At 69.4% G+C, this 19821-nt stretch carries 23 protein-coding genes; 9 read left to right on the forward strand and 14 right to left on the reverse strand.

What is annotated here, in order from left to right; all coding sequences use genetic code 11:
• Positions 1–56: 56 nt before the first annotated feature.
• Positions 57–626 carry a YciI family protein gene (locus tag OG241_RS23115; protein ID WP_405817444.1) on the forward strand — a complete coding sequence of 190 codons (570 nt, stop codon included), beginning with the start codon at positions 57–59 and terminating at the stop codon, positions 624–626.
• Between the two features lie 55 nt (positions 627–681).
• Here OG241_RS23115 and OG241_RS23120 read toward each other — a convergent pair whose 3' ends face one another.
• Positions 682–1545 (reverse strand): LysR family transcriptional regulator, encoded by an 864-nt coding sequence (locus OG241_RS23120; protein WP_405817446.1) that lies wholly within the window; start codon positions 1543–1545, stop codon positions 682–684.
• 93 nt (positions 1546–1638) lie between these two features.
• Here OG241_RS23120 and OG241_RS23125 point away from each other — a divergent pair, with 93 nt between their 5' ends.
• The gene (locus OG241_RS23125; protein ID WP_405817448.1) at positions 1639–2376 is read left to right on the forward strand and encodes an SDR family oxidoreductase; all 738 of its coding nucleotides are present in this window, start codon (positions 1639–1641) and stop codon (positions 2374–2376) included.
• 30 nt (positions 2377–2406) lie between these two features.
• On the opposite strand, the gene OG241_RS23130 is transcribed toward OG241_RS23125, so the two are convergent.
• Entirely contained in the window at positions 2407–2844 is a 438-nt protein-coding gene (locus OG241_RS23130; protein WP_405817450.1) for an ATP-binding protein, read from the reverse strand.
• Between the two features lie 45 nt (positions 2845–2889).
• Between OG241_RS23130 and OG241_RS23135 the strand changes: the two genes are divergently transcribed.
• The 3 genes from OG241_RS23135 to OG241_RS23145 all read left to right on the forward strand — a co-directional run bounded on the left by OG241_RS23135 (position 2890) and on the right by OG241_RS23145 (position 4628).
• Positions 2890–3840 (forward strand): Scr1 family TA system antitoxin-like transcriptional regulator, encoded by a 951-nt coding sequence (locus OG241_RS23135; protein ID WP_405817452.1) that lies wholly within the window; start codon positions 2890–2892, stop codon positions 3838–3840.
• Positions 3837–4079, forward strand: coding sequence for a DUF397 domain-containing protein (locus OG241_RS23140; protein WP_405817454.1), 243 nt, complete (start codon positions 3837–3839; stop codon positions 4077–4079). The genes OG241_RS23135 and OG241_RS23140 overlap by 4 nt, the downstream gene beginning before the upstream one ends.
• A 63-nt stretch (positions 4080–4142) precedes the next feature.
• The gene (locus tag OG241_RS23145) at positions 4143–4628 is read left to right on the forward strand and encodes a hypothetical protein (protein WP_405817456.1); all 486 of its coding nucleotides are present in this window, start codon (positions 4143–4145) and stop codon (positions 4626–4628) included.
• Between the two features lie 31 nt (positions 4629–4659).
• On the opposite strand, the gene OG241_RS23150 is transcribed toward OG241_RS23145, so the two are convergent.
• Complete coding sequence (locus tag OG241_RS23150) at positions 4660–5808, reverse strand: N(5)-(carboxyethyl)ornithine synthase (RefSeq protein WP_405817458.1); 1149 nt, start codon at positions 5806–5808, stop codon at positions 4660–4662.
• A gap of 175 nt (positions 5809–5983) precedes the next feature.
• Positions 5984–6481, reverse strand: coding sequence for a DUF6817 domain-containing protein (locus tag OG241_RS23155; protein WP_405817460.1), 498 nt, complete (start codon positions 6479–6481; stop codon positions 5984–5986).
• 294 nt (positions 6482–6775) lie between these two features.
• Here OG241_RS23155 and OG241_RS23160 point away from each other — a divergent pair, with 294 nt between their 5' ends.
• Positions 6776–7666, forward strand: a complete 891-nt coding sequence (locus OG241_RS23160) for a LysR family transcriptional regulator (protein WP_405817462.1) — start codon at positions 6776–6778, stop codon at positions 7664–7666.
• Positions 7667–7755: 89 nt separating this feature from the next.
• Here the strand turns inward: OG241_RS23160 and OG241_RS23165 are convergent, their stop codons facing one another.
• The gene (locus tag OG241_RS23165) at positions 7756–9654 is read right to left on the reverse strand and encodes an AMP-dependent synthetase/ligase (protein ID WP_405826388.1); all 1899 of its coding nucleotides are present in this window, start codon (positions 9652–9654) and stop codon (positions 7756–7758) included.
• Positions 9655–10042: 388 nt separating this feature from the next.
• Between OG241_RS23165 and OG241_RS23170 the strand changes: the two genes are divergently transcribed.
• Entirely contained in the window at positions 10043–10969 is a 927-nt protein-coding gene (locus OG241_RS23170) for a MaoC family dehydratase (RefSeq protein WP_405817464.1), read from the forward strand.
• A 93-nt stretch (positions 10970–11062) separates the two neighbouring features.
• Here OG241_RS23170 and OG241_RS23175 read toward each other — a convergent pair whose 3' ends face one another.
• The 7 genes from OG241_RS23175 to OG241_RS23205 all read right to left on the reverse strand — a co-directional run bounded on the left by OG241_RS23175 (position 11063) and on the right by OG241_RS23205 (position 15828).
• Complete coding sequence (locus OG241_RS23175) at positions 11063–11716, reverse strand: TetR/AcrR family transcriptional regulator (protein ID WP_405817465.1); 654 nt, start codon at positions 11714–11716, stop codon at positions 11063–11065.
• A 50-nt stretch (positions 11717–11766) separates the two neighbouring features.
• The gene (locus OG241_RS23180) at positions 11767–12096 is read right to left on the reverse strand and encodes a DUF4229 domain-containing protein (protein WP_405817467.1); all 330 of its coding nucleotides are present in this window, start codon (positions 12094–12096) and stop codon (positions 11767–11769) included.
• A gap of 97 nt (positions 12097–12193) precedes the next feature.
• Positions 12194–12718, reverse strand: a complete 525-nt coding sequence (locus OG241_RS23185) for a GNAT family N-acetyltransferase (protein WP_405817468.1) — start codon at positions 12716–12718, stop codon at positions 12194–12196.
• A 71-nt stretch (positions 12719–12789) separates the two neighbouring features.
• Positions 12790–13209, reverse strand: a complete 420-nt coding sequence (locus tag OG241_RS23190; RefSeq protein WP_405817470.1) for a hypothetical protein — start codon at positions 13207–13209, stop codon at positions 12790–12792.
• A 125-nt stretch (positions 13210–13334) separates the two neighbouring features.
• Entirely contained in the window at positions 13335–14498 is a 1164-nt protein-coding gene (gene mqnE, locus OG241_RS23195) for an aminofutalosine synthase MqnE (protein ID WP_405826390.1), read from the reverse strand.
• Between the two features lie 57 nt (positions 14499–14555).
• On the reverse strand, positions 14556–15011 hold the full coding sequence (locus tag OG241_RS23200; RefSeq protein WP_319090557.1) for an Lrp/AsnC family transcriptional regulator: 456 nt from the start codon (positions 15009–15011) through the stop codon (positions 14556–14558).
• A gap of 142 nt (positions 15012–15153) precedes the next feature.
• Positions 15154–15828, reverse strand: coding sequence for a UbiX family flavin prenyltransferase (locus OG241_RS23205; protein WP_405817472.1), 675 nt, complete (start codon positions 15826–15828; stop codon positions 15154–15156).
• A 287-nt stretch (positions 15829–16115) separates the two neighbouring features.
• On the opposite strand from OG241_RS23205, the gene OG241_RS23210 reads away from it, so the two are divergent.
• On the forward strand, positions 16116–16664 hold the full coding sequence (locus tag OG241_RS23210) for a rhomboid family intramembrane serine protease (RefSeq protein ID WP_405826392.1): 549 nt from the start codon (positions 16116–16118) through the stop codon (positions 16662–16664).
• Between the two features lie 97 nt (positions 16665–16761).
• Here the strand turns inward: OG241_RS23210 and mqnP are convergent, their stop codons facing one another.
• The gene (gene mqnP, locus OG241_RS23215; protein WP_405817474.1) at positions 16762–17664 is read right to left on the reverse strand and encodes a menaquinone biosynthesis prenyltransferase MqnP; all 903 of its coding nucleotides are present in this window, start codon (positions 17662–17664) and stop codon (positions 16762–16764) included.
• A 115-nt stretch (positions 17665–17779) separates the two neighbouring features.
• Complete coding sequence (locus tag OG241_RS23220; RefSeq protein ID WP_405817476.1) at positions 17780–19237, reverse strand: menaquinone biosynthesis decarboxylase; 1458 nt, start codon at positions 19235–19237, stop codon at positions 17780–17782.
• A gap of 97 nt (positions 19238–19334) precedes the next feature.
• Here OG241_RS23220 and OG241_RS23225 point away from each other — a divergent pair, with 97 nt between their 5' ends.
• Positions 19335–19739, forward strand: coding sequence for a PLD nuclease N-terminal domain-containing protein (locus tag OG241_RS23225; RefSeq protein WP_405817478.1), 405 nt, complete (start codon positions 19335–19337; stop codon positions 19737–19739).
• The last annotated feature ends 82 nt before the right edge of the window (positions 19740–19821 follow it).

Genomic DNA, 19821 nt, shown 5'->3' on the forward strand with positions numbered 1-19821 from the left:
TTGGGTCTTGTGAAGTCAAGAAGCATGCCCGGGCGAAACCTGGTAGGTCTGCGGACATGGAGTTTCTCTGCTACCACCGTGACCGCCCCGATTCCGGGGCCTTGCGCGACGAACTGCTCGAAGACCACTGGTCGTACATGGACGGGTACGCCAAGGAGATGATCGCCCGCGGCCCGACCCTCACCGACGACCGCGAGACAGCCACCGGCAGCGTGCACATCCTCGACCTGCCGGATCCGGCCACCGCCCGCGCGTTCGCCTTCGACGAGCCGGGCTACCAGGCGGGCGTCTACCGGGACGTGATGCTCCGCCGCTGGCGCAACACGCTGGGCCGCACGATGTGGGAGTTCCCGGGCGGCCCGACGGAGGGCGACCGATACCTGGTGATCGGCCTCGGACACCGCGTCGACGCAGGCGAGGCGATCGACCTCGCCCTGCCGGCGCGAGTCGACCTGGGCGACCTGATCGCCTACGGCCCGCTGCTCGCCGACGACGGCGACACCTGGCTGGGCACGGCGGCACTCCTGCGGGCAGCGGACCGGGACGCGGCACGCGCCGTCCTCACGACCCCCGAGCGGTACGCGGACATCGAGGTGCACAACTGGCAGTTCGGCGGGCGGTCGTGAGCGGGCGCCTCGCACAGCCGGCCCACCGTACGCCACCGGTGGGCTGATCGAGCGGTCACAGTCGTGCGGCCGTACGGATCAGCCCGGCGAGGGAGAGGGAGCGGCTGTGCGCGGGCCAGACGATGTGGGTGACGACGGGAGGCGCGTCGGTCAGGGGCACGGCGGCGTGCTCGCCCCACAGCCAGGCGCGGGCGGATTCGGGGAAGGCGGCCATCGTGCGGCCGAGGGCGATCAACTGGGCCAGCTGCGTCTGGTCGCGGATCTCGGGGCCCGGGCCGGGTGGGTAGGTGCCGTGGCGAGGCCAACGGGCATGCGGGAGGTCGGGGACGTCACTGATGTCGGCCATGGTCAGAGTCCTGCGCGCGGCAAGGGGGTGTCCGGCGGGCAGGATCGCGATCTGCCCCTCGGACATCAGCACCTCGCTGTCGAACCCGGCAAGGGAGTTGTACGGCGTGTGCATGAGCGCCACATCGGCACGGCCGTCGCGCAGCAGTTCCTCCTGCTCACAGAAGCCGCACGGCAGCACCTCGACCTCGGCGGCATCCGGCTCGGCCGCGTAGGCATCGAGAAGCTTCTGCAGCAGTTCGTGGGCCGCGGCGGCCTTCACCGCCAGCACCAGACGCTCACGAGACCCTCCGGGGCCGTCGGCGCCACCGGCACGACGGGCGCGGCGAGCCGCGGCGGCGGTCGCGTCGAGCGCCGCGCGGCCCTCGTGCAACAGCACCTCTCCGGCGCCGGTCAGCGAGACTCCGCGGCGGTTACGGTCCAACAGGCAGACGCCGAGGCGCCGTTCGAGCTGCTGGATCGCCCTGGAGAGCGGCGGTTGGGCCATGCCCAGGCGCTCGGCGGCACGACCGAAGTGCTGCTCCTCGGCGACGGCGACGAAGTACCTCAGTTCGCGGGTCTCCAAGCTGTCCACGGTCACAGAGTACGCCCGTGATACTCACCGGGTATCACAGGCCACCGTATCGGTGTTGGATGCGCCGCCGGTCGGCGAGCGAGCATCAACGGCATGAGTGAAAAGAAGATCGCGCTGATCACCGGCGCGAACAAGGGAATCGGGTACGAGATCGCGAGCGGGCTGGGCGCCCTCGGCTACCGGGTGGCCGTGGGAGCCCGCGACGAGGCGCGGTGCGCGACCGCTGTCGAGAAGCTGCGCGCCGGAGGAGTGGACGCCTTCGGGGTCCCGCTGGACGTGACCGGCGACCGGAGCGTCACCGAGGCCGCGGAACTGGTCGAACGGCAGGCCGGACGCCTGGACGTCCTGGTCAACAACGCGGGCATCTCCGGAGAGACGGGGCCGGGTTGGGAACAGGACCCGACCGCCCTCGACCTCGACATGGTCCGTACCGTCCTGGAGACCAACGTCCTCGGTGTCATCCGGGTGACCAACGCGATGCTGCCGCTGCTGCGGCGCTCGGCGTCTCCACGCATCGTCAACGTCTCCAGCTCCGTCGGCTCCCTGACCCGGCAGGCGGACCCGGACATCCAGATCGGCCCCGTCATGGCGGCCTACGCCCCGTCGAAGTCGTACCTCAACGCCGTCACCGTGCAGTACGCCCGGCAGTTCACCGGGACGAACATCCTGATCAACGCCGCCTGTCCGGGCCTGGTCGCGACCGACTTCAACGGCTTCTACGGACCCCGCACTCCCGAGCAGGGCGCGGCCACACCGATCCGGCTCGCCACACTGCCCGACGACGGCCCCACGGGTGCGTTCTTCGAGGACGACGGCGTCGTCCCCTGGTGACCCTGGTGACCCGTCCCGGCCTGTCCCGACTCACCTGTCCTTGAGGGGCAGTTCCGCCCACACCGTCTTGCCGACGTCCCGTTCCGCCACGCCCCAGGTGCGGGCGAGCACCGACACGATGATCAGGCCCCGGCCGCCCTCGTCGACCTCCCATCTGGGCACCATGCGCAGTCGCCGGTCACCTCGCGTATCGCTCACCTCGATACGCAGGGTGGCCTCCGGGAGCAGCAGCAGGCGGAGTTCGAAGTCCCGTCCCGGTACGCGGCCGTGCGTGACGGCGTTCGCTGCGAGTTCGGCGACGACGTGCTGCGCGGCGTCGTTCGCGTCGCTGTCGTGCGGGTATCCCCACTCGGCGAGTTGCTGAGCGGTGAGGCGTCTGGCGAGGCGGGCGCCGCGCGGGGTGCAGCTGAGGCGCTGGGTCAGTTCGTCGGTGGGGGCGGGGAGGGGGGTGGAGATTTGTGAGTTCACGTCACTGAGCGTGGCCGGTTCGCCCTACCCTGACCAGGGGCGACGGTGGACTCCGGGTATCCGTACGGATGCGGTGAGTCAGGGGTACGGATTGTCGGCCGTGACCACGACGAGGTGAGGGCGGTGGCGTACGTGACCGAGGATGCCGAGCGGAAGCCGGAGACTCCGGCGGAGGAAGAGGGTACGACGGGGTTGTTCACGGCGCTGGGCAAGATGCTCAAGCGTCTGCGGGAACGGGCTGGACTGACGCAGAAGCAGTTCGGGGAGATCGTGGGGTACGGGCCGGACGCCATCTCCGCGATGGAGCGGGGGGTGCGGATCACGAGGCCCGAGTTGCTTCTGAACGCGGACGAAATCCTCAACGCGGGTGGATTGTTGACTGACGCGATTCCTGAGGTCGAGGAGGCGATGAAGAGAGCGCGGACGCGTCATCCCGAGTGGTATCGGAGCCACGCCGAGATGGAGAAGACGGCGATCGAGCTGCACTTCTACGCCAATCAAGGCGTACCTGGCCTCTTGCAGACCGAGGGCTACGCGCGAGCCGTGTTCCGCAACCGGCGTCCATTTCTGAGCGAGGAGACCATCGAGAGGAGGGTGACCGACAGGCTCGACAGGCAACAGGTCTTCGACCGGTGGCCGCCGCCCGCCGTGAGTTACGTACTCGAAGAGGTCATGCTGGACCGGCCGATCGGTGGGCGAGCCATCTTCAAGGACCAGTTGCTGAATCTGTTGCGCGTGGGCAGCATGCGCAACGTGGAGATCCAGGTGATGTCCACCCACCGGGAGGAACACCCCAACCTGGACAGCGCGTTCAACCTGGTGACCCCCAAGAGTCGCGGACAGGTCGCGTACACCGAGGCGCAGGGCCACCCCCGCCTGATCACCGAACAGGAGGAGGTCAGGATGATTGCCGACCGCTATGGGATCATGCGAGCGATGGCGCTTTCGCCCCGAGATTCCCGGTCGTTGATCGAAAAGAAGCTGGAGGAGCTATGAGCAGCGAGGTACTCAACTGGTTCAAGTCCAGCTACAGCAGCGGCGAGGGCGGCGAATGCCTGGAAGCCGCCTACACCTGGCGCAAGTCCAGCCACAGCGGCGGCGAGGGCGGCGAATGTGTCGAGGTCGCCACCTGCGCCCACGCCATCCACCTCCGTGACTCCAAGAACCCCACCGGAGGGCACCTCACCCTCTCCCCCACCACGTGGGCCACCTTCCTCCGTCAGGCCGTTGTGTAACAGCCCTGCTGCACACCCGGCCGGGGCCGATTCGCCGGGACCCCTCCCGGTGATGATCCGGACATGACCACGATCACCCGCGCCACCACAACGGCGGCGCTCTGCGCGGCGGTACTGCTGACCGGTACCGCCTGCACCAGCGGCAGCGGCGACGCCCCGAAGACCTCGGCCAAGAAGTCCGCCCCCGCCAAGCCCGTCCACACCGCCGACGACGACGCCGTTCAGGTCGTCGCCGGCGAGACCGTCACCAAGGCTCCGAAGATCGAGCGAAAGACCATCGCCTCGTTCGCCAACGGGCAGTTCGGGCGTGCCATCCCCTTCAAGGGCGGCCTCCGTAAGGGAACCCTCGGGATCGCCCTCAACTGCGAGGGCAAGGGCACGGTGAAGGTCGAGGTCTCCTACCGCGCCTGGACCTTCACCGAGGAATGCGTGCCCGGCAAGGTCGCCAGCATCTACAACGAGACCGAGGTCAGCGAAGCGCACCCGGACGCCTACCTCCAGGTCACCGGCACCTCCGGCGTGCGTTGGTCGGTCTCCGCCGGGCAGTGACCAACCCCCCGCAAACCCGCTAGGGGGCCGCTCAGCTCAGCGAGGGAGCATGGGGATAGGCCGCCGACCGGTGCTGGAAGGACAGGATCTTCGGGTTCTGGATGACGCCGTCCCGGATCTCGACGGCCTTGCGGACCGTGACGTCGGCGTCCCAGGCCGCCGGGCCCCTCATGACCTTGCGCAGGTAGGGCAGGAGCGCCTCGCTGATCTCCCACGTGGCGGAGTTCCACAGGTGGGACGGGCTGTGGTCGACCGCGTAGTAGTGGCAGCCCGGTCCCACGGTGTGCATGGGCGCGACAAAGGTGCTCGGGTGGGCCCACTCGAAGCCCATGCCCTCGTCGCAGGAGACGTCGACGAAGAAGGTCCCCGGCCGGAACAGGGCGAGTTCCTCGTCGGTGACGAACGTGAGTGGCGCGTCGGTGTCCTGCAGGACGCAGTTGACGATGACGTCGAACCCGGCCAGGTACTCGGCCAGCGGCACGGGACCGGCCGGGGTGGCGGCCTGCAGGCGTGACGGGTCGTCCTCCTGCTCCTCGAAGTGGGCCATCACCACCGAGGGCATCGGCGAGGCCACCGCCGCCGCAGCGCGCTGGGTGAGCACAGTGACGTCGGTGACTCCCATCGCGCCCAGGCCCGTGACCGCTCCGCGCGCCGTGGCACCGAAGCTGATGACCACCGCGCGCAGGCGGCGGCCGTAGTGGCCGGTCAGGCCGCCGAGCTGGAGGGCGTGCAGGACAGAGCAGTAGCCGGCCAGCTCGTTGTTCTTGTGGAACACGTGGACGCTGAAGGCGCCCGTCGAGGTCCAGTGGTTCATGGCTTCCCAGGCGACCAGGGTCAGCCGTCGGTCGATGGCGAGCTGGGTCATCTTCTCGTCCTGCACGCAGTGCGGCCACCCCCACAGCACCTGGCCCTCGCGCAGCTCGGCGACGTCCTCGTGCGTGGGCTTGGGCAGCAGCATGACGTCGCACTCGGCCAGGAGCTGCTCGCGGGTGCGCAGCCCGGCCACCAGGGGGCTCAGCGCGTCGTCGGCGATGCCGAACCGCTCGCCGTAGCCCTGTTCGAGGAAGATCTTGTCGCGCAGGTCCTGGGCGATCCGGTCGAGGTGGCTGGGGTGCAGCGGCAGACGGAACTCGTTCTCCTTGTGCGAGGAGGCGAGTACTCCGAGAGTCATCAGGCTCATGTGGGGCGGCTCATTTCCGACCGGACGCGAGGCGATCCGGCATTGCCGTTCCCCGAGGGCGACGCCGAAACGGATGACGGCGTGCGAAGTGCGCTCGGTATCGCAACCGTACTCCGGTCCAGGCCAGCGGGGCGCCCGCCGCTCGTTTGAGCTCGAAGGATCGGGATCGGTGCCTTCAGCGACCCAGCGTCGCCTCTACGTCCTCCCACGCCCGTCCGCTCAGCAGTGGCCGGAAGCCGCTGAACAGGGCGAGCAGGTCCGGGCCCCACTGGTCGCGGAACACCGGGCTCACGCGGGCCAGGTCGAGTTCGTTCGCGGCCGTCAGCTCGGCGAGGTCCTCGCGCCGGCTCCGGTTCACGGCTCGGGCGCCGCCGGTGAAGCGGTCGTAGAACGGCGTGTTCGGGCGGGCCAGGCCCGGATAGGTGGCCTTGCGGTCCATGGCGGCGTAGACGTGGACGATCTCCTCCGCCTCCGGGCCGATCACCCTCGCCAGCTCGACGCGGCGGTCGAGGGAGAGCAGGGCGGTGGGGAAGCCGTCCGTGCCGTAGGCGGCGTGGCAGAGGCCCGCCAGGCGGAGGGCCGGCCGGGCCTCCCAGGCGGCGAGCAGTCGGTAGACCCGGCAGAGGTGGGCGAGCAGGGTGCCGCCGGGGTGCCCTATCTGTTCGGCGCCCAACTGCCGTAGAAACCCCACGGTTTGGGCTGCCGTGGACGTGACGACAGCGGGAGGAGAAGAAGTTGAGGGGGAGGGAGGAGAGGGAAGGGAAGCGGACATGGGGGTGGCGTCCTCTCGGTGCGCGAAAGGTCGGCACCCGTCCGCTCCCCACCCCTTGGTCCGGACCCCGGCGGGGGCGCGGGACGGGTTGCCGCCTGGGCCCTGTCCAGAGCGTGACGTACTCGCCCGCAACCAGTCAATCCTAAGGTTCTGTCATCAACTCCAAGTGTTTGCTTGGGTGTTAGCTTGGGTGTTGTGACCCTGGATGACCTGCGTGTGTTCGTCGCCGTGTGCCGGGCCGGGAGCCTGAGCGCGGTCGCCCGTGACCTCGCGTGTACACAGTCGGCGGTGAGTCAGCATGTGAAGCGGCTGGAGCGGGAGACGGGCGTCGCCCTGCTGGAGCGGCATGCTCGGGGAGTCGTACCGACCGAGGCCGGACGGGTGTTGCAGACCGCCGCCTCGCAGGGCATAGCCGGGCTGGACCTCGCTCTGCGACAGCTCAAGGAGCTCGTCGACGGCGAGAGCGGGTCCGTGCGGGTCGCCACCGGCGCCACCACTGTGCGGCACTTCATGGCTGACGCGGTGGTGGCCTTTCGGCGTCAACACCCCAAGGTGAGCCTGGAGTTCCGTACGGAGAACTCCAGCCGGGGATGTTTCGCCGCGCTTGCCGACAGTGAGCTGGACCTCGCGTGGGTCACCATCGGGGCGCCGGTGCGGGGTATCGAGCAGCGGGTGGTGATGGAGTTGCCGTGGGTGCTGGCTGTGGGTGCCGGTGAGGCTCTCGCCCGGCGGGCCTACGCCGAGGTCGACGATCTGCGCGACCTGCGGCTGATACGGCTGCCGCCCAACTCCACTTCTGCCGCCCGGCTGGACGCGGCGTTCGCGGAGGTGGGGGTGCGGCCGGTGTTCGACACGAGTGTCGCCGACTGGGATACGGCTTTGCTGCTGGCCGAGTTGGGGCTCGGGGCCGCCATCGTCCCTGCTGTGCCTGACCTGGCGGTGCCGGGTTCCGGCGGGCCGGTGCGGCTTGTTCCGTTGCCCGCGCTTCGGCCGTTGGCGGTGGGGTGGGCTGTGCGGAGGTGGGATGCGCTCAGTCCGGCTGCCCGGGCTTTTGCGGATACCGTCGCTGAGAGTTGCGGCAGGTAGGCACGTAGGTAGGTTGTTCGTCGGCTGCGGGCCGTGGGGGCTTGTCGCGCAGTTCCCCGCGCCCCTGTCGGGGCGCTTGTCAGCGCCCGTCAGCGCTCGTACAGTCCCTCCACCTCCTCCGCGAAGTCCCGCATGACCTCGAAGCGGCGCAGCTTCATCGACGGCGTCAGATGACCCGCCTCCTCCGTGAAGTCGACGGGGAGGATGGTGAAGCGGCGGATCGACTCCGGGCGGGAGACGAGTTTGTTGGCCTCCTCCACCGCGCGTTGGATGACGGCCCTCAAGTCGGCGTCGTCCATGAGGAGTTCGACCGGTACCGGGTGCTTGCCCTGCATCTGGCGCCAGTGGGTGAGGCCGGGGGCGTCGAGGGTGATCAGGGCCGAGATGTAGGGGCGGCCGTCGCCCAGGACCATCGCCTGGGAGATCAGGGGGTGGGCCCGCAGCCAGTTCTCCATGGGCGCCGGGGCCACGCTCTTGCCGCCGGCCGTGATCAGGATCTCCTTCTTGCGGCCGGTGATCGTCAGATAGCCCTCTTCGTCGAGGGAGCCGATGTCGCCCGTCGCGAGCCAGCCCTCCGGTGCCGCCGGGACGACGCCGCCCGCGCTCGGATCCCAGTAGCCGCGCAGGATCTGCTCACCGGACAGCTCCACCTCACCGTCGGCGGCGATCCGGACCCGGGTGCCGGGCAGGGGCCAACCCACCGTGCCCACACGGGGTTTGAGCGGTGGCGTGACCGTGGCCGCGCCGGTGGACTCGGTCAGGCCGTATCCCTCGTAGATCTCGATGCCCGCCCCGGCGAAGAAGCCTGCCAGCGGGCGGCCGAGCGGGGAGCCGCCGCAGATCATGTAACGGACCCTGCCGCCCATGGCGTTGCGGATACGGCGGTAGACGAGCGGGTCGTAGAAGGCGCGTGCGGTGCGCAGTGAGCGGCTCGGGCCGTTGCCGATGCCGTGCCGCTGGTCCTCCACCGCTTCGCTGAAGCGGCGGGCCACGCTCACCGCGCGGTCGAAGGACGAGACCCGTTTGCCCGTCTCGGCCTTCGCGCGGGCCGTGTTGAAGACCTTCTCCAGCATGTACGGGATGGCGAGCAGACAGGTGGGCTGGAAGGCCGCCAGGTCCCCCAGCAGGTCTTCCGACCTGAGGCTCGGGGCGTGGCCGAGGCGCACGCCGGCCCGTATGCAGGCGATGGCCACCATCCGGCCGAAGACGTGCGACATCGGCAGGAACAGCAGCACCGACGCCTCCTCCTTCGTCCGTTCCCGGAAGACGGGGTAGAGGAGTTCGATGGCGTTGTCGACCTCGGCGAAGAAGTTGCCGTGCGTGAGCGCGCAGCCCTTCGGGCGGCCGGTGGTGCCCGAGGTGTAGATGAGCGTGGCGAGGGTGTCCGGCCCCAACACCCCACGGCGTACGGCGACTTCCTGGTCCGGTACGTCCTTGCCGAGCTCCGCGAGCCGCTCCACGTGGCCCTTCTCGAAGACCCACATGTGCTTGAGGTCGGGGATGCGGTCGCGTTCCGGGCCGAGGGCGGAGGCCTGGGCGATCGTCTCGGCGGCGAGGGCCACGGCGCCGGAGTCCTGGAGGATCCAGCGGGTCTGGAAGGCGGAGGACGTCGGATAGATGGGTACGGTCACCAGTCCCGCCGCCCACGCGGCGAAGTCCATGAGCGTCCACTCGTACGTCGTCCGCGCCATGATGGCCAGCCGGTCGCCGGGCAACAGGCCCTCGGCTATCAGCCCCTTGGCCAGCGCGAGGACCTGCGCGGCGAACTCGGCCGCCGTGACGTCCTCCCAACTGCCGTCCGGCGTACGGCGGCTGAGGGCCTTCACCTCGGGGTCCTCGTTCGCGTTGTCGAAGGGAAGGTCCGCGAGCGAGCCGTACGTCACGGGCGTGACGAACGCCGGTACGGACACCTCCCGCACGGCTCCGTCCAGTCGCCGGATCTCGGGCTCCACCAGCAGGGGTTCGCCGTCGTAGCCGACGGCGGTCACGATCTGCGGCGAGGTCGGGGAGGACGGGAACGACGAGGACACGAGCGGCTCCTGTGACGTGCGGCGGCCTTCCGGCGTGTACACCTCTGACGGTGTTCACCACAGATGTACGACTTCGGCGGTGCCGCTGTTCAGAAACCGGATCGTACGGCTCGCACGTGTGGGGGTCGTGCGGGTTCCGGGGCGGTGGAGCGGCGGGGATGTGCAAGCTCAGGTGTCACACAGGTTACCGATGGGTCATCTTGCCCTGTCCTGAGCGTTTTTCACGTTAGCACCGGCCCCATGCGCCTTCCCAGCCCTTCTTCACACTTTCGTCCAGGGGTGATCCAGGACTTACCTCCGGTAACCTGACTCTAGGGTAAGTAAGGTATCGAGGTGGGAGTTGACCATGCCCGACCGCGCGCTTCGCACCCTCGACCGGTCTCCGGCCCTGGCACCCCTGCTCGCCCGGGGCGCCTTCGCGTCCCCTTTCAAGAAGGCCGCACTCAACCGACCCCGCCCCGCCGACACCCTCCCGGGAACCCGCCTCGTCCTGCCCGGCGTACGCATCGATCTCGCCCGCCTCGCCGCCTACGAACGGGTCTGCGGGTTCCCCGTCGGCGACGACGCCCTCCCCGTCACCTATCCGCACGTCCTCGGCTTCCCGCTGGCCATGCTCCTGATGACCGAGAGCAGCTTCCCGCTCCCGCTGCTCGGGCTGGTCCACACCTCGGTGGAGATCGTCCACCGACGCCCGCTCGCCGCCACCGGCACCTACGAACTCTCGGTGTACGTCGATGAGTTGACGCCCCACCGGCGCGGCACCGAAGCGTCTGTGCGGACGGAGGTACGGGAGGGTGAGGGTGAGCTTGAGAGTGGGGGCGAGGAACCGGTGTGGGAGTCGCGGAGCACCTATCTGGCCCGGCATCCGGTGCCGCACCGGAGTGACGCGCCCGGCGCCGGTGCACGGGGCGGCGGCGACGAGCCCGAGGCGCCGGCGCTGCCCCTGGTCACCCGGTGGCGGCTCGGCGAGGACATCGGCCGGCGGTACGCCGCCACCTCCGGCGACCGCAACCCCATCCACCTGCACGCCCTCGCCGCCCGCCTCTTCGGCTTCCGGCGCGCGATAGCCCACGGCATGTGGACCGCCGCCCGCTGCCTCGCCGCCCACGGCACCCCCGAATCGGCCCTGGTCCGCACCGACTTCAGGGCGCCGGTACTGCTGCCGGGCACGGTGGAGTACGGGGCGGACGGCTTCGGGAGCTTCGAACTGCGGGGCGGGGGACGCGTACACCTACGGGGTGAGGTGCGGAGCGCTCCGCTCAAGGGGCCGTGAGGGGGGTGGGGTGTTGGGGTTGTCGGGTCGCTGCTGCGCCGTTGTGGCTCGTCGCGCAGTTCCCCGCGCCCCTGGAGGGGCCTGCGGCCCTCTTCAGGCTTCGGGGTCCGGTGGGGGGGACCAAGGGCGGCCCGCCATCATGCTGTCCAGGCCTGCCCAGGCGAAGTTCATCAGGGTTGTCGCCGCCTGTCTCGCGGTGACGCCCGGGGTGGTGTTCGCCCAGGCCGCGAGGGACTCGGCGGCGCCGACCAGGGCCACGGCGAGGCCGGCGACCTCCCGCTCGGGCAGCGAGGGGTCGGAGTGGACCTCTCGGGCGGCGACCACGATCAGCTGCGTGACGAACGCTACGAGCTCCTCGCGCATCGCCGCGACCTCGGTCGCGAACGGCTCGCCGTGCGTGCGGGCCTGGAGGTGCAGTACCGACCAGCCGTCCGGGTTCTGGGCGGTGTGCGTGAAGAACGCGCGCAGGCCGTCCCAGAGCTGGCGGTCGGCCGGCAGCGCCGGTTCGACGCCGGCGCGCACCGCCGCGGTGAGCGAACTGGCCTCGCGCCGGATACAGGCGGTGAAGAGATCTTCCTTCGAGTTCAGGTACAGATAGACCAACGGCTTGGAGACACCGGCGAGTTCGGCGATCTCGTCCATCGACGCGGCCATGTAGCCGCGCTGACCGAAGGTCCGTACGGCGGCGTCCAGCATCTGCTGCTCACGGACGGCGCGCGGCATCCGCTTGTTCTTCACAGCACCCATGAGGGCAAGGGTAGTTGCGCGGGCCGGTGCGGGAGCCTGTGGGCCGTCGGTCAGGAGGGCTGGCTCTGGGCCTGCGCCTGCTCCTGTGCCTGCGTGCGGGCAGCCGCCTCGTCGATCGCCTCGTCCTCCTGGCTGCGGTTCGCGTCCAGGTTGGCCTTGACGCGGTCGACCCGCTCGACGATCTGCACCGACGCTCGGTCCCGCTCCTTGCGGAGCACCACGAAGCTGATCGGGGCGGAGATCACCAGGGAGAGCAGGATGATCCACATGCCGTTGGAGCCGCCCAGGCCGCGCGGGGCGATACCCGAGTAGACGGCGCCCCAGACGACCAGCAGGCAGGCCACCAAGATCCCGAGGCGCATCAGCGTGTAGCGGAGCATCTCAATCCACTCTTCCGGTTCCAAAAAGGGGCACCGTCCAGTGAAGCACGGCGAGGTCCCGATCTTGCACGGGGGTCCAGGGCCTCACAGCAGGGGCTCACAGCAGGGGCAGCAGCATGATGACGTCGTCGCGGTCGTCGCCGGGCGCGACCCGTATCGCGCCGGGTATGCGGCCGACCTCCTTGTAGCCGCAGGAGCCGTAGAAACGCTCCAGGCCGAGGCCGCCTCGGCAGGTGAGGCGGATCGCCTCCATGCCCTCGACGGTGCGGGCCGCGTCGGCCGCCGCCGCCAGCAGGGTGCGGCCGTAGCCCTTCCCCTGATGGCGGGGGTGCACCATCACGGTGTACAGCCACACCCAGTGGGTCATGAGCCGGTGGCTGTTGAAGCCGAGAAAGACGCTCGCGGCGACCCGCCCGTCCTCGTCGTGCCCGACCAGCAGCCGGGTACGCCCACCCGCCATCGCCGCGAAGTGCTTCACCAACTCGGGCCGAACCGTCTCCCTCTCCACCGGAGCGACGAACCCGACGGCACCACCCGCATTGGAGACGTCCGTCCACAGATCGAGAAGCCCGTCACGGAGATCGGGGGTGACTGCGGGATCAAGAGTGAAGGTAAGGGACACCTGGGCATCGTAAGCCTTACCCATGGATGCCGGGTGGGGACCTGGCACACAGGGCGGCACAGGCGGCACACCTACGTCGTGTCCAGGGCTTCGACCTCTGACAGGCCCAGCGGCTCCAGCAGGGGGACGAGTCTCGCCAAGTACCAGCCCAGGTCGCAGAAGCAGGAGGAACCGGGCAGGAGCCGGGGATGGACAGCGATCACGAACGAGACCGAGGTCCGTCCCGGGTGGAACAGGAGATCACCGCCGTGGGGGCCTCCGGGCAGAAGCAGGGTCATGCCGACAACCCTGTCCTCCCACCGCTTGTCCGCCAGCCGGGAGATCACGTCGTCCACGTCGGAGGCGGCCGCCGACCGCCACTCGAACATGCCGTCCTCGTCGATGAGGTACGACACCTCGTCATCCGGCGGCGTACGGAGCCCGCCGGCCAGCAGACCGCGCAGCACGTCCGCGACCGAGATCGGCTCGCCGAAAGAGAAGCCGACGTCCACGGTCCTGGACAGGAGTCCGTCCTCTCGCGCCCAGGCGGGCGACGGTGATCCCCGTCGCCCGACCGAGGTCCGGGCCCGGCGGCCGCGAGCTGTGCGGTCTCCGGGCACTGATGTCCGTCAGGCCTTCACACCCGCATCGGCTGCGGCGACTCGCGTCGGGCCGGGTCCGGGCCGTCGTACTCGCGGATGATCTCGTAGCGCGTGTTGCGCTCGACCGGGCGGAAGCCGGCGTCCCGGATCAGGTCGAGGAGGTCCTCGCGGGTGAGTTTGTTGGGGGTGCCGTAGTTGTCGGCGTCGTGGGTGATCTTGTACTCGACGACCGAGCCGTCCATGTCGTCGGCGCCGTGCTGGAGGGCCAGCTGGGCGGTCTGGACGCCGTGCATGACCCAGAAGACCTTGACGTGCGGGACGTTGTCGAAGAGCAGCCGGGAGACCGCGAAGGTCTTCAGGGCCTCGGCGCCGGTCGCCATCTGGGTGCGTGCCTGGAGGCGGTTCCTGACCTTGCCGTCCTTCATGTCGACGAAGTCGTGCTGGTAGCGCAGCGGGATGAAGACCTGGAAGCCGTTCGTCTCGTCCTGGAGTTCACGCAGGCGCAGGACGTGGTCCACCCGGTGCCGGGGCTCCTCGATGTGGCCGTACAGCATCGTGCACGGGGTCTTGAGACCCTTCTCGTGCGCGAGGCGGTGGATGCGCGACCAGTCCTCCCAGTGCGTCCGGTGGTCGACGATGTGCTCGCGGACCTCCCAGTCGAAGATCTCGGCGCCACCACCGGTCAGCGACTCAAGGCCCGCGTCGATCAGCTCGTCGAGGATCTCGGACGCCGACAGACCGCTGATCGTCTCGAAGTGGTGGATCTCCGTCGCCGTGAACGCCTTGAGGGAGACGCTCGGGAGGGCGGCCTTCAACTCCCGCAGGGAGCGCGGGTAGTAGCGCCACGGGAGGCTCGGGTGCAGGCCGTTGACGATGTGCAGCTCGGTGAGGTTCTCGCCCTCCATCGACTTGGCGAGCTTCACCGCCTCCTCAATGCGCATCGTGTACGCGTCCTTCTCGCCCGGCTTGCGCTGGAACGAGCAGTAGGCACAGGAGGCCGTGCAGACGTTCGTCATGTTGAGGTGCCGGTTGACGTTGAAGTGCACGACGTCGCCGTTCTTACGGGTCCGCACCTCGTGCGCCAGCCCGCCCAGCCACGCCAGGTCGTCCGACTCGTACAGCGCGATGCCGTCCTCGCGGGTCAGCCGCTCACCGGCCCTGACCTTCTCCTCCAGCTCGCGCTTGAGCCCGACGTCCATGCTCATCCCTCTCCCAGACCGACTTCGTACAACTTTGTAAACCGTACGCCCCCGCCCCTACTGCTCCTCCGGCAGCTCACCGACCCTGTTCTCCCACTTCGTGGAGAGCACGATGGTCGTACGGGTCCTGGAGACGCCCTGGGTCCCGCTGAGCCGCCGGATGGTCTTCTCCAGGCCGTCGACATCGCTCGCCCGCACCTTGAGCATGAACGAGTCGTCGCCCGCGATGAACCAGCAGTCCTCGATCTCGCTGAGGTCCCGCATCCGGCGTGCCACGTCCTCGTGGTCGGCCGCGTCGGAGAGTGAGATGCCGATCAGCGCGATGACTCCCAGGCCGAGCGAGGCGGAGTCGACGGTGGCGCGGTACCCGGTGATGACACCGGCCGCTTCCAGCCGGTTGATGCGGTCGGTGACGCTGGGTCCCGACAGACCGACGAGGCGCCCCAGCTCGGCGTAGGAGGCCCGGCCGTTCTCCCTCAGGGCCTGGATGAGCTGCCTGTCCACGGCGTCCATGCGATCGAGCCTTCCGATGAAGATTGCTGAGAGTCCTGAAGATTGCTGAAGGTGAAGAATGCTGCGGGTGAAGGTTGCTGCGCGTACTGGAGGTTCCTGAAAGTCATGAGTGGTACTGCCAGTTGCTGATACGTACGCCGGGTCAGTCGTTATCAGTACGGGACGTACGGGATGTCCCGGCCGCGCCGCCGAGTTCACCCTTCCAGCGGCGGTACAGCCCGTGCGGGACGCCCGCCGCGTCGAGCACGCGCCCGGCGACGAAGTCCACGAGATCCTGGATGTGGGTGGCGCCGGCGTAGAAGGCGGGCGACGCCGGTACGACGCTCGCGCCGGCGTCGTCCAGGGTCACCAGGTGGCGGAGGGTCTGCCCGTTCAGCGGGGACTCCCGTACGGCGACGACGAGAGCGCGCCGCTCCTTGAGGGTCACGCTGGCCGCCCGCTGCAGCAGGTCCTTGGACAGGCCGAGCGCGACCCCGGCCACGCAGGCCGTCGAGGCGGGCACGATCAGCATCCCCTTGGTGGCGTACGACCCGGAGGAGGGCCCGGCCGCCAGATCCCCGGCACTCCAGTGCCGTACGCCGCTGATGTCCACGTCGAAGGTGCCGGGCTTGCCGTCGGCGCCCCGGGCCAGCCATTCCCGCAGGTCGTCCTGCCAGTGGGCGTCCCGGAAGGAGATCCCCGTCTCGTCGAGCAGCGTGAGCCGGGAGGCCCGGGACACGATCAGGTCGACGCTCTCGCCCGCGTCGAGAAGGCCGCGCAGCACCGTGGCGGCGTAAGGAGTGCCGGAGGCGCCGGACACCCCCACGATCCAAGGCACGCGGGGCGTCTCTCCTGGCTTGAGTGGGTTCACGACACGGAGCTTATCCGGCATCGTGGGGCGGGAACCGGGCGAGGGCGTCCGGGCGTTCCCTGTGGGGGCGACTTGAATCGCCCGTCACGGGCGGGGGCCGGGGGTCTGTCGTGTGGGACAAGTGGAACGCTGCGAGAGCGGGCCGGGCCGGTGCGGGCCGAGGTCCGTCGCGAAGCGACCGGCTCGCGCGTGACGGCGAGGCGTCCGGCGCGCTGTTGTCCGGCAGGGAACGCGCCAGGGCGGCGGCCAAGCTGATGCTCGGCTGGGTGGCGCTGCTGTGGCTGCTGGAGGTCGTCGACGTGGTGAGCGGCCACGCGCTGGACGGCCTCGGCATCACACCCCGTACGGCCTCCGAGCTGGTCGATGTCGTGCCCGCCGCCTTCGTCCACTTCGGCTTCGGCCATGTCGCCGCCAACAGCGTCCCCCTGCTGGTCCTCGGCTTCCTCGCGGCTCTGGGCGGCCTGCGCCGGTTCGCCGCGATCTGCGCGCTGATCATCGTCGCCGACGGGTTGGGGGTCTGGCTCGTGGCGCCCGCGCACAGCAACACGGCGGGTGCCTCCGGTCTGATCTTCGGCCTCTTCGGCTACCTGATCGTGACGGGCTTCGTGGAGCGCCGTCCGTCGGGCATCCTGGTCGGTCTGCTCGTGGCGGCGGTCTGGGGCACCTCGATTCTGACGGGCCTGGCCCCGACTCAGACGGGCATCAGCTGGCAGGGTCACCTTGCGGGGCTGATATCGGGGGTCGGCGCGGCGTTCGTGTTCCGGCGACGACGGGTGCGTCAGGCTGCGCCGCTCATGCCGTAGCGGGGCGCGGCCGGGGGTGTCCTCCGGGGCGAGCCTTCACTCGACCGGCAGACCAGCGGGCCACCGGATCCGGCGGATCCCCGATCATCCGATCGGGTCAGACCGTGAGCCCACGGACGAGCAGGTCGAGCAGAGCGCACCCGAAAAGAGCGATGCCGATGAACCCGTTGACGCTGAAGAACGCCCGGTTCAGTCGCGACAGATCATCGGGTCGCACGATCGTGTGCTCGTACAGGAACGCCCCCGCGACGACCAGCAGCCCCAGCCAGAAGAACGCCCCCGCGTCCGTGGCCAGCGCGTACCAGACCAGCAGGGCTGTCGTCAGGGTGTGGCAGACGCGGGCGCTCCACACCGCCGCCGGGATGCCGAAGCGGGCCGGTACCGACAGCACGCCGGTCTCGCGGTCCGTGTCGACGTCCTGGCAGGCGTAGATCAGGTCGAAGCCGCCGATCCAGATGCCGACCGCCAGCCCCAGGATCACCGCGTCCCAGGACCACTCCCCGGTGATCGCCAGCCAGCCGCCGACCGGGCCCATGGCCTGGGCGAGACCCAGGATGGCCTGGGGGAAGTTCGTGAACCGCTTGCCGTACGGATACACCACCATCGGGATCACCGCGACGGGGGCCAGGGCCAGGCACAGGGGGTTCAGAAGGGCCGCCGAGCCGAGGAAGACGACGACGGCGATCAGGGCGCCGGTCCAGGCGTGCTTGACCGACATCGCGCCGGTGACCAGTTCGCGGTGGGACGTGCGCGGGTTACGGGCGTCGATCTCGCGGTCGATGATCCGGTTGACCGCCATCGCGAAGGTCCGCAGACCGACCATGCAGACGGTGACCAGGAGCAGTCGGCTCCAGTGGATGTTCCCGTCCAGCTGGAACATCGCCGTCAGCGCGGCGATATAGGCGAAGGGCAGTGCGAAGACCGAGTGTTCGATCATCACCAGGCGCAGGAAGGCGCGTGTCCGGCCCGGCTGGGGCATCGCGGCGGCAGAGGCACTCACAGTCCGTACTCCATCCAGCGTCTCCAGCGTCTCTCGACCGGAACACCTCCGCGTCGGCGGAGCAGCCCCGCCGATGACACCGCCGTGCTGCCGCGTCCCATGCTCGTCCCGGACCTCACAGCCCGTACTCCTTCCACCGTCGCGTCACCCGTTCGGCCGTCTCCGGGTCCGAGACCACCATCTCGGGCCAGCCGCCGTCCCGCGTGTACCCCTCCTCGGGCCACTTCCTCGTCGCGTCGATGCCCGCCTTGCCGCCCCAGAACTGCTGGTAGGAGGCGTGGTCGAGGTGGTCGACGGGGCCTTCGACGATGCTCAGGTCGCGGGAGTAGTCCGTGTTGCCGAGGGCCCGCCAGGCGACCTCGTGCAGGTCGTGGACGTCGCAGTCCGAGTCGACGACGACGATCAGCTTGGTCAGGGACATCATGTGGGCGCCCCAGACGGCGTGCATGACCTTCTGCGCGTGCTTGGGGTACTTCTTGTCGATCGAGACGATCGCGCAGTTGTGGAAGCCGCCGGCCTCGGGGAGGTGGTAGTCCACGATGTCCGGAACGATGATCTTGAGGAGGGGGAGGAAGAACCTCTCCGTCGCGCGGCCCAGCGGGCCGTCCTCCGTGGGCGGCCTGCCGACGACGATCGACTGGAGCAGCGGGCGCCGCCGCATCGTCACACAGTCGATCGTGAGCGCCGGGAACGGCTCCTGCGGGGTGTAGAAGCCCGTGTGGTCGCCGAAGGGGCCCTCGGGGAGCATCTCACCGGGCTCCAGCCAGCCCTCCAGCACCACTTCCGCCTGCGCCGGCACCTGCAACGGCACCGTCTCGCAGTCGACCATCTCGATCCGCTTGCCCGCGATGAACCCGGCGAACAGGTATTCGTCGATGTCACCGGGGAGCGGGGCCGTCGACGCGTAGGTGACCGCGGGCGGGCAGCCGAAGGCGATGGCGACCGGGAGTCGTTCGCCCTTCCTGGCCGCCACCTGGTAGTGGTTGCGGCTGTCCTTGTGGATCTGCCAGTGCATCCCGATCGTGCGCTTGTCGTGCCGCTGGAGCCGGTAGAGACCGAGGTTGCGTACGCCGGACTCCGGGTCCTTGGTGTGGGTCAGCCCCAGGTTGAAGAAGGAGCCGCCGTCCTCGGGCCAGGTGAAGAGCGCCGGGAGGCTGTCGAGGTCCACCTCGTCACCCTTGAGGACGACCTCCTGGACCGGCGCGTTGTCCGACTTCACCTTCTTCGGCGGTACGTGGACCATCGATCCGAGCTTGCCGAAGGCCTCGCGCACACCCACGAACCCCTGGGGCAGCTCGGGCTTCAGCAGCCCGCCGATCCGGTCGCTGATGTCCGCGTACGACTTCAGCCCGAGCGACTTGAGCAGCCGCCGGTCGGTGCCGAACACGTTCATGGCCAGCGGCATCGCCGACCCGCGCACGTTCTCGAAGAGCAGCGCGGGCCCGCCTGCCTTCTGCACGCGGTCGACGATCTCCCCGACCTCCAGGTACGGGTCCACCTCGGCCTTGATGCGCTTGAGGTCACCCTCGCGCTCCAGCGCCCTGAGCAGGGAGCGAAGATCGTCGTAAGCCATGCGTTCCAGTATCCGTCACGCACTACCCTGGACTGGTCAGCGGGGGCCGGACGCGACCGTCAGCGCGCCCGGACAGCGACTCAAGGGGATCGAATACATGCTCCGGGTGCTGATGATCCTGGTGCCTCTCGCACTGAGCATCTACGCGTTCATCGACTGCGTCACCACGCAGGAGAAGGACGTCCGCTTCATGCCCAAGCCCGTATGGGCCATCCTCATTCTTCTGTTCCCGCTGGTCGGCTCCGTCTCCTGGCTGATCATCGGCCGCGACCGTGCCACCTCCCAGCGCCTGGGCGGCGCAGGCGGCCAGTGGATCGCCCCGGACGACAACCCGGAGTTCCTCAAGTCCCTCAAGGACGAGAAGAACGAGAAGGGTGACAAGGGTGAGGACTCGGAGCCCGTGGTGGACGACGACACCCATCTGCGGGACTGGGAGGCCGACCTGCGCCGCCGCGAGGAGGAGCTGAAGCGCCGGGAGAGCGGCGAGGACCCCAAGGAGTAACCAGGCCCCAAGGAGTAACCAGGTACGGGGCAGCGCGTAAGGGGTCGCGCGTACGGGGTGGTCGCCTGCCCCCGTACAAGGT

This window comes from Streptomyces sp. NBC_01390 (assembly GCF_045040105.1).
Lineage (GTDB): Bacteria > Actinomycetota > Actinomycetes > Streptomycetales > Streptomycetaceae > Streptomyces.

Excerpts from the sequence above, each read along its gene's own strand:
- OG241_RS23115 (WP_405817444.1), top strand. The coding sequence starts at position 57 with ATGGAGTTTCTCTGCTACCACCGTGACCGCCCCGATTCCGGGGCCTTG.
- OG241_RS23125 (WP_405817448.1), top strand. The coding sequence starts at position 1,639 with ATGAGTGAAAAGAAGATCGCGCTGATCACCGGCGCGAACAAGGGAATC.
- OG241_RS23140 (WP_405817454.1), top strand. The coding sequence starts at position 3,837 with ATGAGCAGCGAGGTACTCAACTGGTTCAAGTCCAGCTACAGCAGCGGC.
- OG241_RS23145 (WP_405817456.1), top strand. The coding sequence starts at position 4,143 with ATGACCACGATCACCCGCGCCACCACAACGGCGGCGCTCTGCGCGGCG.
- OG241_RS23150 (WP_405817458.1), bottom strand. The coding sequence starts at position 5,808 with ATGAGCCTGATGACTCTCGGAGTACTCGCCTCCTCGCACAAGGAGAAC.
- OG241_RS23170 (WP_405817464.1), top strand. The coding sequence starts at position 10,043 with ATGCCCGACCGCGCGCTTCGCACCCTCGACCGGTCTCCGGCCCTGGCA.
- OG241_RS23175 (WP_405817465.1), bottom strand. The coding sequence starts at position 11,716 with ATGGGTGCTGTGAAGAACAAGCGGATGCCGCGCGCCGTCCGTGAGCAG.
- OG241_RS23180 (WP_405817467.1), bottom strand. The coding sequence starts at position 12,096 with ATGCTCCGCTACACGCTGATGCGCCTCGGGATCTTGGTGGCCTGCCTG.
- mqnE (WP_405826390.1), bottom strand. The coding sequence starts at position 14,498 with ATGGACGTCGGGCTCAAGCGCGAGCTGGAGGAGAAGGTCAGGGCCGGT.
- OG241_RS23200 (WP_319090557.1), bottom strand. The coding sequence starts at position 15,011 with ATGGACGCCGTGGACAGGCAGCTCATCCAGGCCCTGAGGGAGAACGGC.
- OG241_RS23210 (WP_405826392.1), top strand. The coding sequence starts at position 16,116 with ATGCTCGGCTGGGTGGCGCTGCTGTGGCTGCTGGAGGTCGTCGACGTG.
- OG241_RS23220 (WP_405817476.1), bottom strand. The coding sequence starts at position 19,237 with ATGGCTTACGACGATCTTCGCTCCCTGCTCAGGGCGCTGGAGCGCGAG.
- OG241_RS23225 (WP_405817478.1), top strand. The coding sequence starts at position 19,335 with ATGCTCCGGGTGCTGATGATCCTGGTGCCTCTCGCACTGAGCATCTAC.